General features: G+C 45.1%; 15 protein-coding genes. 4 read left to right on the top strand and 11 right to left on the bottom strand.

Annotated features, from left to right (window positions below; genetic code table 11):
- Positions 1 to 262: 262 nt before the first annotated feature.
- From BMZ71_RS01735 to BMZ71_RS01765, 7 genes are all read right to left on the bottom strand, one after another.
- Positions 263 to 2,005 carry a glycoside hydrolase family 3 protein gene (locus BMZ71_RS01735; protein WP_086987861.1) on the bottom strand — a complete coding sequence of 581 codons (1,743 nt, stop codon included), beginning with the start codon at positions 2,003 to 2,005 and terminating at the stop codon, positions 263 to 265.
- A 54-nt stretch (positions 2,006 to 2,059) separates the two neighbouring features.
- On the bottom strand, positions 2,060 to 2,908 hold the full coding sequence (locus tag BMZ71_RS01740) for an HAD family hydrolase (RefSeq protein ID WP_086987860.1): 849 nt from the start codon (positions 2,906 to 2,908) through the stop codon (positions 2,060 to 2,062).
- Between the two features lie 95 nt (positions 2,909 to 3,003).
- Complete coding sequence (locus tag BMZ71_RS01745) at positions 3,004 to 3,849, bottom strand: SDR family oxidoreductase (protein ID WP_086987859.1); 846 nt, start codon at positions 3,847 to 3,849, stop codon at positions 3,004 to 3,006.
- Positions 3,850 to 3,885: 36 nt separating this feature from the next.
- Positions 3,886 to 4,935, bottom strand: a complete 1,050-nt coding sequence (gene uxuA, locus BMZ71_RS01750; RefSeq protein WP_068559077.1) for a mannonate dehydratase — start codon at positions 4,933 to 4,935, stop codon at positions 3,886 to 3,888.
- Positions 4,936 to 4,967: 32 nt separating this feature from the next.
- On the bottom strand, positions 4,968 to 6,383 hold the full coding sequence (gene uxaC, locus BMZ71_RS01755; RefSeq protein ID WP_086987858.1) for a glucuronate isomerase: 1,416 nt from the start codon (positions 6,381 to 6,383) through the stop codon (positions 4,968 to 4,970).
- A 42-nt stretch (positions 6,384 to 6,425) separates the two neighbouring features.
- Positions 6,426 to 7,073, bottom strand: coding sequence for a bifunctional 2-keto-4-hydroxyglutarate aldolase/2-keto-3-deoxy-6-phosphogluconate aldolase (locus BMZ71_RS01760; protein ID WP_086987857.1), 648 nt, complete (start codon positions 7,071 to 7,073; stop codon positions 6,426 to 6,428).
- 255 nt (positions 7,074 to 7,328) lie between these two features.
- Positions 7,329 to 8,102: an IclR family transcriptional regulator gene (locus BMZ71_RS01765; RefSeq protein ID WP_068559083.1), complete on the bottom strand. Its 774-nt coding sequence runs from the start codon at positions 8,100 to 8,102 to the stop codon at positions 7,329 to 7,331.
- A 448-nt stretch (positions 8,103 to 8,550) separates the two neighbouring features.
- Here BMZ71_RS01765 and BMZ71_RS01770 point away from each other — a divergent pair, with 448 nt between their 5' ends.
- Positions 8,551 to 9,972, top strand: coding sequence for an MFS transporter (locus tag BMZ71_RS01770; protein WP_086987856.1), 1,422 nt, complete (start codon positions 8,551 to 8,553; stop codon positions 9,970 to 9,972).
- Between the two features lie 70 nt (positions 9,973 to 10,042).
- On the opposite strand, the gene ilvD is transcribed toward BMZ71_RS01770, so the two are convergent.
- The gene (ilvD, locus tag BMZ71_RS01775; protein WP_086987855.1) at positions 10,043 to 11,740 is read right to left on the bottom strand and encodes a dihydroxy-acid dehydratase; all 1,698 of its coding nucleotides are present in this window, start codon (positions 11,738 to 11,740) and stop codon (positions 10,043 to 10,045) included.
- Positions 11,741 to 12,048: 308 nt separating this feature from the next.
- Entirely contained in the window at positions 12,049 to 12,687 is a 639-nt protein-coding gene (locus BMZ71_RS01780; protein WP_086987854.1) for a hypothetical protein, read from the bottom strand.
- A gap of 281 nt (positions 12,688 to 12,968) precedes the next feature.
- Here BMZ71_RS01780 and BMZ71_RS01785 point away from each other — a divergent pair, with 281 nt between their 5' ends.
- Positions 12,969 to 14,138 carry a pyridoxal phosphate-dependent aminotransferase gene (locus tag BMZ71_RS01785; RefSeq protein ID WP_086987853.1) on the top strand — a complete coding sequence of 390 codons (1,170 nt, stop codon included), beginning with the start codon at positions 12,969 to 12,971 and terminating at the stop codon, positions 14,136 to 14,138.
- A gap of 37 nt (positions 14,139 to 14,175) precedes the next feature.
- On the opposite strand, the gene BMZ71_RS01790 is transcribed toward BMZ71_RS01785, so the two are convergent.
- A complete protein-coding gene (locus BMZ71_RS01790) occupies positions 14,176 to 14,724 on the bottom strand; it encodes a CDP-alcohol phosphatidyltransferase family protein (RefSeq protein WP_086987852.1) in 549 nt (182 codons plus the stop codon).
- A 146-nt stretch (positions 14,725 to 14,870) separates the two neighbouring features.
- Positions 14,871 to 15,620: a gamma-glutamyl-gamma-aminobutyrate hydrolase family protein gene (locus BMZ71_RS01795; RefSeq protein WP_068559095.1), complete on the bottom strand. Its 750-nt coding sequence runs from the start codon at positions 15,618 to 15,620 to the stop codon at positions 14,871 to 14,873.
- Positions 15,621 to 16,035: 415 nt separating this feature from the next.
- Between BMZ71_RS01795 and tnpA the strand changes: the two genes are divergently transcribed.
- Together tnpA and BMZ71_RS01805 are read left to right on the top strand one after the other, a co-directional pair.
- Positions 16,036 to 16,488 carry an IS200/IS605 family transposase gene (gene tnpA, locus BMZ71_RS01800; protein ID WP_086987851.1) on the top strand — a complete coding sequence of 151 codons (453 nt, stop codon included), beginning with the start codon at positions 16,036 to 16,038 and terminating at the stop codon, positions 16,486 to 16,488.
- Positions 16,469 to 17,247: RNA-guided endonuclease TnpB family protein (locus BMZ71_RS01805; protein WP_093234106.1), on the top strand; the 779-nt coding region annotated here is incomplete at its 3' end. The genes tnpA and BMZ71_RS01805, both read left to right, overlap by 20 nt.

Consider the following 17,247-nt stretch of genomic DNA (forward strand, 5'->3'; position numbering starts at 1 on the left):
ATCGTATCCTAGTAGTTGAGTTCTGATTCGCAGATACCGCTCCCGTTTCACACCCAGCGTGGTGAACAAAAGAGGTTCACTACGCTGGGTGCTCCAACGTCCGGGTATCTAAACGCGAATCATCACACTCTGTTTTAGAACGGTTCTGAATCCTAGAGTTCTCCGCCTAACGCTGTTCAGGCCCACTCAGCCAAGACCAGGCTGTTTGGTCCTGAACCTCGTTAGTGCTCAAACTCTGAGCTCAGGATTCATCACACACTGATTATAATTTTGCTTGCCATTTGTCGGTCCAAACGAGGTCGTTGTGGCCGCCTTTGAATTCGGATTTGCCTTCCAGTTTATCAATGACTTGTTTGATGGTTTCTTCATTGTTGTGGTAAGCATTGATGAATGTCTTCACCATAGTCGCATCATGCAGGTGTGTCGTGAAGTTCAATGATACGAAGGCATGCGGAACTTCCCAAACAAACCAAGGAACTTCATTTGCCATGGCAGTGCTCCATTGGATACGGTAATTATTTTGTGCTCCGTAGCCAGCGATGTCAGCAACTTCCAAAGCGAAATCAACTTCGTCACGGTATTTCAAAGTTGCGCCTTTAACACGAGAGCCGCGTTCATTTACAGTCACTTCATAGCCACGTTTCGTCAGTTCATCCACGAACAGTTGTTGCGCTTTCGAACCGTTATCCGTGATGCCGCCTTTTTCGCCTTCCAGCATGTAAAGACGGATGCGTTTGTGGTCGACTGGATTGATCGGCAAGTTGTTTTGGGTATCTTTGATCAAAGAGATCCCTTTATCAGCAGCTTCCGCTCTCCATTGCAGATGTTCTTCACAGCCGATGACGTTCAAATCTTCACGCGTGCGCAACAGAGTACCGTTTGCTTGTTTTTCAGGCAAGTGCAATTTAGCTTTCAAGCCCAAGATACGACGCAAAGCATCAGTCAAACGTTCTTCCGTGATGACGCCGTTTTGGTAACCTTTCAGCATGAAGCCGAAGTCCTCTTCGATGTTGTTGAAGAACAGGAACATATCGCAGCCGGCAGCGATCGATTTCGGAACGTAATCTTCACGGCGCATAGCGGACGTCATACCCAACATGTGCGTTGCATCCGTGATGACCAAGCCGTTGAAGCCTAGTTCAGTCTTCAATGCATCTTGGATCAATTCTTCAGCCAATGTTGCAGGCATGATATCTTTGTCTTCCAAAGCAGGGTTCAATTCTTTTTGCAAAGCAGGGACAGCAATGTGTCCTGCCATGATCATTTCAACGCCGCGATCGATATGATTTTGGTACACTTTACCGAATGAAGCGCGCCATTCTTCAGAACTTAATTCATTCACTCCCAAAACCAAATGTTGGTCGCGTTCTTCGGTTCCGTCGCCAGGGAAGTGTTTGATGCACTGGATCACGCCATCTTCCATGTTTTCGCCGTTCTCCGCAGTCAATCCGTCCAAATAAGCATTTGTGTACTTGATGACAGTTTCAGCATCCGTGCCGTAAGCACGCGTATTGACGATTGTGTTTCTCCAATTGTAAAGGATGTCCACACATGGGTCAAAGTTGACGTTGACGCCTAAAGCTTTTTCTTCACGCGCGGAAACCAATCCGGCATGGTAAGAAACCTGAAGGTCGCCTGCAGCTTCAGCCTGGGCACCGGAAGCGATGTATGTGCCTTCACTGCAAGCGCCGTTTCCGCCTGAATCGCAGTTCGCAGCCACCAACAGAGGAATCTTGGACATGGATTGCAGGTCGTTCAATAGATCTTGGATATCTTCTTTCGAATTGCCGTGATAGCGTGCGCCACCGATGTGGAATTTTTCAACGATTTCCTGGTTGGTGAAGTCATTTCCTGAGAAGGCATCATTTCCGAAGAAGAAAAGGTTCGTGAACAATTGCCCTACTTTTTCCTCATCGGTCATGCCGGCGATCGTTTCGTTTACCCAAGCGACCTGTTTGTCGCTCAGATTATATGGTTTTGCTTTTAAATCAACTAATTTTGGCACTGTTTTTCCTCCTGCTAACGTAATGTTTCCAACTTGCAAACCTTAGAATATAGATTAATCGAATTGAGCCAATAAAGCATGGAATTCTCCAAGCACTTTTGCTTGGTATTCTCCCGCATATTCTTTGTTCAGGAATTTTCCGATCGCTTCATTGCTCAGACGTTCCCAAGAGAACTCTTCTTTGCCGAAGAGGATCGGATAATAGAATACGCCATTTACCGCTGCCGCTTGTTCATCGCCAGGTGCATCGCCGACCATCAAAATTTCGTCCGCTGCATAACCTTTCGTCAACAAATCAGCGATTGCATCCGCTTTGCTGCCGACTTCTTGTCCGTAAACTACGTCAACTTGCGGCATCAGATTGTGTCTGTTCCATTCGCTGTTCAAAGCTTCGCTGTTGGCAGAACTTACGATTGCGACATCCGTCAAGCCATGGATTTTTGTCAGTCCTTCGAGAACGCCAGGGAACGGTTTGTCTTCTCCAGCCAATTCGGTTTCGATGCCTTCATTGACTTTCTTGCTCCATACCAAAGCTTTTTCCAGATCGGCAGAAGACGCTTTTACGATTTCCGCTTCAAGGGATGCATTCGATAACGATGGCGCATTGTTTGCCCAATCGGTCAGTGCCGAAATATCACCGATATCTTCGCCTTTTTCCTGTGCTTCGATCAACGTCAAAACCAGTGCTTTGAAGCGATTGATGCCGCGTGTGCTTGAAAACAGGTTGATGCGGTTCCAGTCAGCCAAGAAAGTTTCGCGATTTTTGATGCCATACTCATCCGCTGCCAAAGGACCGAAGAAACGTTCATGCTTCACGTTCATCGTATCCATAGCGCAACCGTCGGAATCGACGCAGACTAAGAATTGTTTTTGTTTCGTAAATTGTGTTGGGTGTGTAGACATATTTTTTCTCTCCTAACTTGATATCAAAAAAAGGACAGATAGAGAAGAACTGTGCAACACATTTCGTTCTATCTGCCCTATTCAATTACCTAAACTTATACGCCTGAATATGCGTTGAAGCCGCCATCGATCGGCAATACTACGCCGTTCACAAAGCTTGCAGCTTTATCGTCAGCCAAGAACAGCAAGCCGCCGATCAATTCATGCGGTTCGCCGAAACGGCCCATTGGTGTGCCGTTCAGGATTTTACCTGTACGAGGAGTTGGTGTGCCATCTTCATTGAACAATAGCGCTTGATTCTGTTTTGAAACCAAGAAACCAGGAGCGATCGCATTGACACGGATACCTACGTGAGCAAAGTGAACAGCCAACCATTCAGTCAAGTTGGAGATAGCAGCTTTTGCGCCTGAGTAAGCAACGATTTTTGTCAATGGTGTGAAACCGTTCATGCTTGAGATGTTGATGATGTTAGCGCCTGGACGGCCAACCATGTCTTTAGCAAAAACTTGTGTAGGCAATACTGTACCCAAGAAGTTCAAGTTGAAGACGAACTCGATACCGCTTTGTTCCAAGTCGAAGAATGTTTTTGTTCCTTCAGGCAAATCAGTTTCATGGTACTCGTTGTCGGTTGTTGCGCGCGGGTTGTTGCCGCCTGCTCCGTTGACCAAGATATCCACTTCACCTAATTCGGCTACGACAGCTTCTTTAGCTGCTTGCAGACTTGGCAATTCCAATACGTTGGCTTTGAACGCTTTAGCGATGCCGCCTTCAGCAACAATTTCATCAGCATAGCCTTGTGCGTTATCCAAGTTTAAGTCCAAAAGAGCTACTTTAGCGCCTGCTCTAGCGAACTCTTTCGCGAAATAAGAGCATAAAACGCCGCCAGCACCTGTTACTACTACTACTTTATCGGTAAAATCATGAACGAATGGACTTGTCATGGTAATTTTCCTTCTTTCTTATTGTTATTGTTATTGTTATTGTTGAGCTTTCAAGTTTTTCTTAACTGCTTCTTCCAAACCATTCAGGTAAGTTGCGCCTAACGCACGGTCATACAAACCATAACCTGGTTTACCGGTTTCGCCCCAGATCATACGGCCATGGTCCGGACGGATTGCGCCTTCAAAGCCGCCTTCAACACACGCTTTTACTACTTCATACATATCGATGGATCCCATTTCCGACAAGTGAGCAGATTCTTCGAATGAACGTCCGCCGACTAATTTCACGTTACGTGCATGCACGAAGTTCACACGTTTTTTAGCCAACATATCTTTCAAGATTGCTACCGCATCGTTCTTTGGATCTGAAGCGAATGAACCTACGCATAATGTAACGCCGTTGTATTCGCTGTCGTACAATTTGATGAAACGGTTCAAGGCTTCTCCGCCTGTGATGATGCGCGGCAATCCGAAGATGCTGTATGGAGGATCATCAGGGTGAATCGCCATCTTCACGCCGGCTGCCTCAGCTGTAGGCATGATCGCTTTGATGAAGTACTCCAGGTTTTCCCATAGTTTTTCTTCGTCGACTTCTTTGTATTCATCCATTAAAGCGTTCATTTCTTCGGAATTGTAACTTTCGTCCCAACCTGGAAGAGAAAGCGTACGTGGGTCCATTTTGTTTACTTCTTCTTCATCGAAGATCAACGCATTTGAACCATCCGGTAATTCGTATGCCAAGTTGGAACGAGTCCAGTCAAAGATCGGCATGAAATTGTAGCATACAACCGGAATTCCTGCTTTACCCAAGTTAGTTAAGGTTTCTTTGTAGGCACTGATGTATTGATCACGATCTGGACGACCCAATTTGATGGATTCGTGAACCGGAACAGATTCAATGACAGAAATGTATAGACCTTCTGCTTCTACGTCCGCTTTCAATTTTTCGATTCTTTCCAATGGCCACGGTTGACCAACCGGGATATCGTAGACTGCAGTAACGATTCCTTTCATGCCAGGAATTTGACGGATATTTTTCAAAGTAACAGGGTCCTCGTGACCGTACCATCTGAATGACATTTCCATTTCAAAAACACTTCCTCTTCTTTTTTTGTTTTTTATTTTTTAAAATCAAAGTATTCTACAGCATTGTTGTAGCTGATGTTCGTGATCAGTTTTTCCAATAGCTTGACATCATTCGGGATTTCTCCACGTTCCACGAGATCACCGATGAAATCACAAAGGATGCGGCGGAAATACTCATGACGCGTATAGGAGATGAAACTTCTTGAATCTGTCAGCATGCCGACAAAATTCATCAACAGACCTGCTTCGGATAAGGATTTCAATTGTTTCAGCATGCCGTACTTGGTGTCGTTGAACCACCAACCGGAACCCATCTGAACTTTGCTCTTGATGCCTTTATCATTCGCTTGGAAGTTCGTGATTGCCGTTCCCACCAAGTCGAAATAAGTAGGGTCAAGGTTGTAAGCGATGAATTTAGGCAATTCATTCGTCAGGTCCATTGCACCAAGCAGATTGTTCAAAGCATAGGATACGTTCGGTTGATCCTGGATGGAATCGAAGCCGGCATCCGCGCCTAATTTAGCAAACATGCGTTTGTTGTTGTTGCGGATAGCGCCGAAGTGCAATTGCATCACGAAGTCTTTGGCCGCATAGATTTTGCCCAGTTCCACCAACAAGCGTGTTTGGTATTTTGCGTATTCCGCTTCAGAAATGCTGTCACCAGCGATCGCTTTGGCGTAGATGGCTTCAATTTCTTCATCCGTGGCTTCAGCATAGTAGATTTGGGACAGGCCGTGGTCGGAAACGTTCGAACCATGATCCGCAAAATATTGGATCCGCTCTTCCATTCCTTCCAACAACTCAGCGAATGTCGTCATTTCCTTGCCGGTCGCCTCTTGCATTTTTCCGATGAACCCAGCAAACTTGGCTGCGTCTTGGATAGCGAAAGCTTCATCCGGACGGAAACCAGGAACGACTGCTACATCAAAGGTCTCGTCTTCAGCGATTGCCTTGTGCCACTCCAACGTATCCGTAGGGTTGTCTGTCGTACAAATGAAGGTGACGTTGGAATTTTTGATCAATTTACGCGCTGTAAGTTTTTCTGCCTTCAACACGCGGTTGCATTCCGCATAAATTTCCTTCCAGTTTGCGCTGGTAAGTGTTTCTTCTATATGGAAATACTTTTTCAATTCCAAGGCTGTCCAGTGGAACAACGGGTTCCCTACCGCATTTTCAGCAGTGTAGGCCCAAGCTTCAAATTTTTCTTCAGGGGAAGCACTACCGGTGATCTTTTCTTCCGGAATTCCCATTGCACGCATCGCGCGCCATTTATAATGATCTCCGCCCAACCATAGTTCGGTAATGTTTTCGAATTCATAATCTTCAGCGATCTGCTGTGGGACCAAATGGCAGTGGTAATCGAAGATGGGCATGTTTTCCGCATACTCGTGATAAAGTTTTTTGGCTGTTTCGGACTGTAACATAAAGTCGTCATGAATAAATGACATGTGAAGAAATCCCCTTCCGAGCTTTATTTTGAATATTATTGATTATTGCGCTTTGATTTCTGCCAAACGATCAGCAAATTCTTTAGCTGCAGCTGTTACACTGGCATAGCCGCCTTCTTTTAGGTTTCGTGTCAAGGCACTGCCGACACCGACTGACCAAGCTCCGTTTGCAATCCATTTGTCCATGTTCTCAATGCTTACGCCACCTGAAGGCATCACGTCAACCCAAGGAATAGGACCATGAACGTCTTTGATGAATCCAGGACCCAACAAACCACCCGGGAACAGCTTCACTACTTCGCAGCCAGTTTCCAAAGCCATCTGAATTTCTGTTACAGAACCGCATCCAGGCAAGTATGGAACAGTGTATAGGTTGCACATTCTTGAAATCTTTTCATTGAAGGAAGGGCTTACGATAAATTTTGCTCCGTTCATGATCGAAATTCTTGCAGCGACTTCATCCAAAACTGTACCTGCACCTACAACCATATCTGTACCTGCGAATTCATCGGACAGTTTACGCATAACGTTCTCAGCACCAGGTGTCGAAAAAGTCACCTCGATGTTCTTGATGCCTCCTTGATAAGCTGCTTTTGAAATCTCATAACCTGCTTCCTCGGAAGCTCCGCGCACTACTGCAAACAGGTAATTTTCTTGTAATTGAGCCAGGGTATTTCTCTTGACGCTCATTTGTCATCCTCCATTCGTGGTTTCGCATTGTGGAACTCAGTATCATAACTCGAGTTCATTATAGAATTTACCATCTTTTATGTCAACGAAATTCCATCAGAAATATAAAAATGAATGATAAATTGTGAAAAATTTGTGGCATACTGTTGAATACCTCCAAAAGAAAGAGAGTCTGACAAAAAAAACTCCCCATAAACCGCATTTATCATGCGTTTCGTGGGGAGTTCCGCTATATCGGCTTGAGATCGGAAAAGATCAAAAGTGACCGAGCAACTGTGAAATTTTTGTGGAATATTCCAAAATTTTTCCTGTATAGAATTCTTTATCAACCATGTCAGACAAGGGCAAGGATATGCTGATTGCACCTGCAGCAACTTCCCTAGCGCTCGAAAAGGCTGCAGCGATACAGACGATTCCCTCTTCAAACTCCTCATCATCGAGGGCATAACCATTCCTTCTGATTTCATCCAGTTCACTGATGAGATCTTCGTAAGTGGTAATCGTACGCCCGGTTTTTTGTTCCGGAACGATACTGTCCCAATATTCTCGGACGGCAGCGTTTTGACGGGTGCTCAAGAGCGCTTTCCCGACAGCGGTGCAATAAAGCGGCGCTTTTGTACCGATCTTTGATTGCATCCGTACACCGCGGGATTCACCATATTTATCGATATACAGCACTTCATCATTGTCCTCCACAACTAGATGCACAGTCTGCCTCGTATCATCCGACAATTGGCGGATCATGCTTTTAGCGACATTCAAGAAGTCGATGTTGTGGACACGCTTGTTTCCGAGATGGAACATCTTCAAGGAAATGCGATACTGTTTCGTATCAGGGTTGCGATCGATATAGCCGTTTTCCATTAAGGAATTCACCAAGCGATGCGTCGTTGCCTTGTGCAGATGGACTTTTTCGCTCAATTCCATCAGACTTAGACTAGGATAGTCTGCCAACGTTTCCAAAATAGCCAAAGCGCGGTCGATTGATTGTACTTTTGGACTTGTGTTTACTGCTTCTTTTTGTACCATTATTTTGCTCATCCTTTTCCGTTTTTAGTCTTACATTTCTTGAATTATTTGGATAATCATTCATTTTTATACGCTTTAGATCAAAAAAATACATTTTCATTCACCAAACGGGTAAACGTTTCACATTGTGATATTATAGCAAAAAAAATATAGCCTGATAACCCCCTTGAGCGGAATTATTTGTAAAATGTTTCCGTTTCCGCACTGAATCGAAACAATCCCCTGAATAAATCTCAAAAAAATAAAAATTCGTTTCATATTTGTTTACATTTCACTAAATCAAACATTTTTTTAATATTTACTCCACTCCTTTGACTTGTATACGTTTTCTGAATATACTAATATCAGATTACGAAAAGCAGTCTTACATCCTGATACATCACTCGCGCTATTATTTTCGTCCTTATGTTCAAAATATTAATTTTTTTATGGGAGGTATCTTCTAAAAATGGCTAAGAATCATATAATCCACACAGCCAAACGTCCATTCGGATTCCGTGATATACTCGGATATTTTATGGGCGACTTCGGTTGCAACATGAGTTTCACGTTAATTTCCAGCTATATGTTCATTTTCTACACACAGTATATCGGGATTTCATTGGCTCACTACTCCATCATCATTCTGATTACGAAGATTTTTGATGGCATCAACGATCCAATTATCGGCGCTATCGTTGATCGGATGGGCGCAGATAAAAAGGGTGAAAAATTCAAACAATGGATTCTGCGAGGCTCTCCATTCCTTGCACTGGCAGCAACGGTCATCTTCATAGATGCGGCTGATTGGTCTTATGCCGCAAAACTCGGCTTGTGTATCGGTGGGTACATCTTATGGGATTTGACCTATACAGTCGTTAACGTACCTTACGGCGCTTTGAGTTCCGTCATGACTTCCAAGCCTTCCCAACGGGCTGCTTTATCCAACGCGCGTTCGTGGGGATACATCATCGCCGGCGTTCCACTAGGAATCCTGATTCCTTTGTTCGCCTATGAACAAGTCACGAAAAATGGTCAGACAGCCAGTATCTTTCGAGGCGAAAGAATGTTTCCGATCGCTATCATCCTGGGCATCATTTCGATTGTTGCCTTTGCGTTACTTTATCTGAATACGGAGGAACGTATCCAGCACACAGAAAGTGAAGGCGAAAAGGTTAAATTCAATTATTTCATAACGTTAAAAGACTTTTTCCGCAATCGTGCGATTTTGGGTATTTCTCTTGCCTCTATCGCTCAGATCCTGTTCATAATGGGCGGTAACCAATTGCATCAATTGACTTATCAGATGTACTTCCGAGACGGAACCTTGAGTTCTTACGCCATCCTGACTCAAATTATTCCACTATTCGTTGGTACAGCTCTCGGTGGATCTTTGGTAGGCAAACTGGGGAAAAAAGAATTGTCGACTTGGCCATTACTGGGAGCCATCGCTGTTTATGCCTTTCTTTATCTGGTCGAAATCAAAAATCCGATTCTTTGGATCACGATGCAGATCATCGCAAACAGCTTCGCCTTCGGTTTGGCGATCTACACTTGGGGGATGGTTGCGGATGCAATCGACTACCAAGAATGGAAGACCGGCATCCGAAATGAAGGTTCTGTGTACGCAACTTACTCTATGCTGCGTAAGATCGCACAGGGCTTCGGCCAGTCGTTCATTCCTGCAGCCATTGCTATCTTGATTCCGACACTGGATGTGAAAGATGCCTTCACCTGGACCTCAGAAAACGCGTTGGCCATACGCGATATGGCTGTTCTATTCCCGTTGATCGGTTACATTATCATCTTCATCTGCTTCAAGTTCATCTTCAACTTGGACAGAAAAACAGTTGCAGAGATGCAAGTCGCTTTAGGCCGTGACGAAGAATAATCACTCAGTAGCATTGCGTACGCAAAAAAAAGGTGAGCTATCTCCAATTTTGAGACAGCTCACCTTCTTTTTATTCGTATTCTGCAAAGATCTCTTCCGGTGTCTTCAGAACGCCACCGGTATTGGCTGATGTAACCAAAGCGGCGTAACGTGCCAACCAACCTGTCTTCACTTTCGATACAAAGCGTGTTTGCTTTTTCTTTCTTTCTTCAAGTACTTCGTCAGCAACGCTTACGTTGATCGTACGGTGCTCAAGATCAATGACGATTTCATCCCCGTCTTCAATCAAGCCGATTGGGCCGCCTGAAGCTGCTTCCGGAGAGATGTGTCCGATTGCGATACCGCGAGTGGCACCTGAGAAACGGCCATCCGTGATCAGTGCAACATCACGGCCTAAGCCGCGTCCCACGATGGAAGATGTCGGTGCCAGCATTTCCGGCATTCCGGGTCCACCTTTAGGTCCTTCATAGCGGATGACGACAACATGGCCTTTTTTGACGGTGCGGTTGTCGATTGCTTCCACCGCTTCATCATGGCTACTGAAGCAGATTGCTTTTCCGACGAATTTTTTGATGTCTGCATCCACGCCGCCGACTTTGATGACGCCGCCGAAAGGAGCGATATTACCGTTCAGGATGGACAACCCACCGACCGGAGAATAGGCATTTTCGTATTTATGGATGACTTCTTCGTTCTTGATTTCGTGTCCTGCGACATTTTCGCGGATCGTCTTGCTGGTGACAGTGATACGATCCGGATGCAGGTTGCCGTGTTTGATCAATTCATTCATGATTGCAGGGACACCGCCTGCTTCATGCACATCATGCATGGAGAAAGCAGATGATGGTGCGATTTTTGACAGGTACGGAGTTGTTTCAGCAATTTCGTTGATGCGGTTCATGTCATAGTCGATTCCTGCTTCTTTCGCCAAAGCCAATGTATGTAGCACCGTATTTGTCGAACCACCCATCGCCATATCCAATGCGAAGGCATCATCGATCGCATCAGCAGTGATGATATCGCGCGGCTTGATGTCTTTTTCGACCAAGTCCATCAATTTGAAGGCCGCGTCGCGGATCAGTTGTCTTCTCTCATCACTGACTGCCAAAGCAGTCCCGTTGTATGGCAATGCCAATCCCAAAACTTCCATCAGCGAGTTCATGGAGTTCGCAGTGAACATTCCCGCGCAGGAACCGCATGTTGGGCAAGCGTTGGCTTCCATATCGAAAAATTCTTCTTGGGTCATTTTGCCTTCTTTGAAAGTGCCGACAGCCTCAAACATGGATGACAAGGTCAGAGCCTGTCCGGTAGCGGAAAGTCCCGCCTTCATCGGGCCGCCTGAGCAGAAAATCGCCGGAACATTGGTGCGGACAGCCGCCAATAGCATGCCCGGTGTGATCTTATCGCAGTTTGGGATGTAGAAGACACCGTCGAACCAGTGTGCGTTGATGACCGTTTCAGCGGCATCAGCAATGATTTCGCGTGACGGCAACGAATAACGCATCCCGATGTGTCCCATCGCGATTCCGTCATCGACACCAATCGTGTTGAACTCAAAAGGAATCCCGCCGGCTTCACGGATCGCTTCTTTGGCGATATCGCCTAATTCTCTTAAATGCACGTGACCAGGCACGATATCTGTATAGGAATTGCAGACAGCTATGAACGGTTTGTCCATGTCTCCTTCTTCCCTGATTTGTCCGGTCGCTCGTAACAAGGAACGATGTGGCGCCTTATCTATTCCCTTTTTGATTTTATCACTACGCATTGCTGTCTCCCCTTTTTTCCGTATATTTATAAAAAAGAAGCCCTCATGTGATCTAGGGCTCCAGCTTACGTCGAGCCCTGATTCACTAAGAATAGGACTCAACTAATTGAATAGTTTGAATCCTAGGGCATAATAATGACTAATAAAGTGTTTACAGCATGGCAAGCTGTTGTACGGTGCACGTTCATTCTTCTCATCATACTGCAACTCCTTCCATTATCTTTCTCTAAATATTAAATCCAAATTAGAAATAAGTCAATGATTTTATTTTCCTTTCATATTCCTGCCACTTTTCTACCTGCATCGTGTTACCGAAAGAGAGGAACCGGAGAGAAGTTTTCCGGAAAGTAAAGTTCCGCAGTGTCCGGATCGAGGGTCATTTTCATTTCAGATACCAACTCTTGCTGGTCCGCAGCCATGGATAGCTCATTGAATTGACTAAGAACCCCTTCATAAATGGGTATGCAGGGCAAAGCTTCCAAAACGTCCATCGGCCTCATCAGTGTCACGGGCTTATTGGACTGCATCACGCCTCCTTTAACTAATACAGATGACACAAAATGAGAACAGAAATAATAATTTTTCCTTTCCCACTCTTTATTGAACAGAGCAGGCACTAGGCCTAAAAGGTTATAACGATACTTTTCTTTGTCCTTTTCGAATGAAGAAACATACGCCCTCATTACCTTCGCCTGTTCCTCTGAAACCTTCAACGCATACACCGCACATTTTGCACGGCTGTAGAAATCGGATGTCACATCTTCGTGTATGAAGCCTCCTATAAAAGGATTATTGGCTTTTTTCCTGCCGAAACTGAAGGTATCCTCCAACACTGCATCAAACGCCAAGGATATGTGATTGTATTTTTTCCTCGTAAACAGTTTGATGGTCCGCGTCAAAATAGACCCTGTATCCGTCAACAATAAATAAATCTCCTGTTCTGACATCTTTGTACTCCTAAATTATTATTACAAAATCTGACTTTTACCCCTATCAGTACAATGAACGATAAGGCGGATCATACCGTTATGGAAAATGTAAAGTCGTTCTGCTTTCTATAGCTACCAATTGATTATACCAAAACAATCAGACTGCAAGTATTTTTTCAAAAAATTATCTTTTGCTTCTTTCAGCTCTCTCATGTGCACGCCCTCCCCTACCGACACTAGGATAGTCAGCGCATATCTGATAAAATAGAAGAAAAATCGAATAAAGGGAGCAAACCTATATGTACCATTGGTCTGAACTATCCAAAAACTATCCTGCATCCAGCATCCGAAAAATGGCAAAATTGGCCGCCCAATTCGATGACACGCTGATGCTGACGATGGGTGAACCGAATTTCGAAACCCCCGAGTACATCAAAAAAACCGGTCAGGATGCCATCGCCGCAAATCATACGCACTACGGACCGAATGTGGGTGAGTTTACCTTTCAGCAAGCCGTAGCAAAAAAATATACGGACCAGACCGGCATCCCCTTCGAACCGGATGAAGTCATGGCGACTTTCGGCGGAACGGAAGGTATCCTGCACGTGATGATGTCAATCCTGAATCCAGGCGATGAGGTCATCATCGCCGATCCGAGCTATCCGAATTATCTAGGCCAGATCATGCTTTTGGGCGCTAAAGTCGTCCCGGTGCCCGTCTACGAAGAAAATTCATTCAAGATGCAGGCTGCTGATATCGAGCAAGTACTGACCGACAAAACGCGTTTGATCATTCTGAATACCCCGAACAATCCGATGGGTTCTATTCTCGATCCGAGTGATATGGAAGCCATCGTGGCCTTGGCCGATCGCCATCAGATTGCGATTCTGTCGGATGAAGTCTACGAAAGCCTTATTTACGATGGCAAGAAACATTTCAGCCTGTTCCAGATACCTGGCGCAAAAGAAAATCATTTCGTGGTGAACAGCTTGTCCAAAACCTATGCGATGACGGGTTGGCGGATCGGCTACGTCGTAGGGAATCATGAAGCCATCGATCGCATGGCCGAGTTCAGGGAAGGTGTCGGATTCTGCGTACCTCCATTCATCCAAGAAGCCGCAATCGCTGCAATCACCGGACCGCAGGATGATGTTCAGTATTTTCTGGAACAATATGACCGTCGCCGCCATATCATCGTCGACGGATTGAACCAGATCCCTGGCTTCAAATGTCTGGGCACGGAAGGCGCCTTTTATGCCTTCCCGAACATCAAAGCATTCGGCAAATCTTCCTATGATTTTGCGATGGAAATCTTGACTGAAACCCATGTAGCACTTACGCCAGGCTCCGCTTTCGGGAAAATGGGTGAAGGCTACTTGAGGATTCCGTTTGCCGAATCCGAAGAAGTCCTTCAGGAAGCCGTAGATCGCATCAAAGCTTATATCGTAAAAACTTACCCACATTTATAGAACAAAAAAACGACGAGTTTCCTCGTCGTTTTTTTGTTCATTGGTTATCGGTTTTAGCTGACTTATTTTTTTCCCATGCTTGCCAAACATGATAGGCATACTGGGAGAAAGTGAAAACAGCTAATCCCCCGACGAACAACTGCAGGTAGATCAATCCCGGCAGGCGGAACAAAGAAAGCAAGATTGTTGCAAAAATCAGAACGGTAGTGGCTTTTCCGAACACATTCGCCGGCACGATGATCTTCGGCTCGACATTCAGCAAAGCCACGCCCAGGAATATTTGCAGGCCATCTTTTATCAATACGATCAGGAAAAACCAGTTTTCGATATACCCGATATCCATCAAAGTGTACAGAACCGAAAGCTGCATCACTTTATCCGCAAACGGGTCAGCCACCTGTCCGAATTTCGTGATGGCATCATATTTCCTGGCGATATAGCCATCGATGATGTCGGTAAGGCTGGCGACCAGAAAAATAATCATCGCCCACCGGACCGGATGCGCCGTATCGGAATAGAAGACCGTCAAATAAAATGGAATCAAAAATAGGCGAATCAGCGTCAAGATGTTCGGTACACGTTTCATATCATTTGCCTCCCAGCTACCATTGGCATTCTTCTTACCTATATTCTAATCTATAGCGGGTGCTTTAGCTATTTTTTAGCAGGTTCGAACCCACACAAAAGTTCAAAAACCCAGCAACCGGATAGCTGCAGGGTTTTGAACAATACTTAATAATGCATCACGTTGTCTTGATAATGGATGCCTGTTCCCGCCAGGAAGACGATCTCATCAAAGAAATATTGCATTTTCTGGGAAGAGGCCAGCATAAACTCCGGATGCCACTGCACCGCGAAGATATTCTGGCTTCTTTCTTTTGCCTGGAAAGCCTCAATCAACCCGTCGGAGCTCCAAGCGATGGCCTCAAAAGGCTCCGCCAATTCTTTGACGCCTTGATGATGGAAAGAGTTGACGAGGTGTTTCTCCCCTAAAAAGGAACGCAAGAAATTATTCGGGGCAATCGAAATCGAATGGGAAGCATACTGGATGTTCGTTTTTTGGTCATGTTGGACATCATACTTTTCAAGCTGGCTGATATCCTGATGCAGGCTGCCACCAAAAGCAACATTGATCAACTGCATGCCGCGGCATACCGCAAAAATCGGTTTGCATTGATTGTATGCCTCTCTGGCCAATGCAATCTCAAAAGCATCCCTTGCCGGATGCGTGACACCCAAGCGATGTGTCGGTTCCTCATCATAAAGAATAGGAGATACGTCCTGACCGCCCGCCAAAATCAATCCATCCACGGCGTTTATATAGTGCTCTGCATCCATTGGATCGCTGATCGGAATCACAAGCGGAATTCCTCCTGCTACTTGTACACCATCAATAAATCCTTGCGGTGTATATGTTTTTTCCATCTGATTTCCGAGTTCAGTAGTCAGATGGTTGCCTCCAATTCCTATAATCGGTTTCACCCATTATTCCTCCCGTCACATTTTTTCTAATGAAGTGTGGCCATGCTTCACGGACACTTTCCAGGTACAAGCTTTCCTTTCCCGCAACATATATCTATATGATCATACAGCTGTAGATTCTTCTCATCCCACTGCTTATTTCATTACTTCCCAATACTTTTTTCATCAAATTCACATTTAAAAATAAATTAATGATATTGTAACGTGCTGTTGTCTCTCTGTCAATCGCGATTTGCGGCAGTTTTCAGTAGCCCTGTTCATTTTTATGCTCCGTTTATTATGATAAACCTTGATTTATCTTGCTTTTTGGTTATTTTTGAGTTAGCGGGAAGGAAACACGGGCTTTCAAAGCCGTGATGAATTCCCGCGGTCTTTTTATTGTACATGGTCATGATTGAAGTTGTATAATTAAGCTATGGATAACAAAAATAGATTTACACATGGTAGGACTTCTGTCTACAATTTGAATTATCATATCATTTGGGGCACGAAGTATCGAAACAAAGTTCTCTCGGACGATATCGAAGATTCGTTGAAACGAATGCTACTGCATATTGCGGAAGAGTACGGATTTTCGATCGTGCACATGGAAATTGGACTGGATAACCATATCCACCTGTTGGTGAGCGCACCGCCAAAACTGTCGGTAACCAATATTGTTCGTTGGCTGAAAGGAATCAGCGCACGGTTACTTCTCCAGGAATACCCTGAACTAAAAAAGGCGTACTGGAAAACGTCAGATAGGCACTTGTGGTCTTCGAGTTACTTTGTTGAAAGCATCGGCACGACCAATCAAGACGCTATTGCAAAATACATTGACGACCAGCGCAGGAAGGAGATTGATTTCGATGAAACTCAAAGGCGTTAAAGTTCGGCTCTATCCTACCCCCGAACAACAATTGGCCATCGAAAACAACTTCCGGCTGAACCGATTCCTTTGGAATCAACTGCTCGGAATGCAGCTTGCGCGCCATGAAAATGGCGGTTCTTTCGTCACCAAATTCGGCATGAATTATCTGATCAAAGTGATGAAGATCGAATTCCCGTTCCTGAAGCAAGCCGAAAGCACCAGTTTGCTTTACACATCCGCGGATCTTGCGGACAGTTATGACCGTTTCTTCAAGAAACAGAACGGTTTCCCGAAATTCAAGTCGCGCCGGCGGCCCAAAAACAGCTACAAGTCGAATTGTGTGAACGGCAACATCCAGGTCGTGGACAATCATTATCTGAAATTGCCGAAATTGGGCTTGGTGAAAGCCAACGGCCTGCATCGCGTCAAAGACAATATCAAGAGTGTGGTCGTACGCAAAAAAGCGGACGGCACCTTTGAAGCGACACTGCAGGTTGCCTTCGAGGCAATAATCTTTGAATCAACAGGCAAATCCGTTGGGATTGATCTCGGCATTGCCGACCTAGCCATCCAATCGGATGGTTACAAACTGCCGAACAAACAATTCGAGCGTTCATTGGCGAAACAAAAACGGCGATGGGAACGGAAATTGGCCCGGCGCCGTCAACAGGCGCTTGTCAAAATCGAACAAGCGAAAGCGCAAGAAATCGAACTGGAGCTTTCTGATTTCAAAAATGTCCAAAAAGCCAAGGAACAAGTGGCGCGTATCAACAAAAA

Source organism: Trichococcus flocculiformis (assembly GCF_900113645.1).
In the GTDB taxonomy this organism is placed as follows: Bacteria; Bacillota; Bacilli; order Lactobacillales; family Aerococcaceae; genus Trichococcus; species Trichococcus flocculiformis.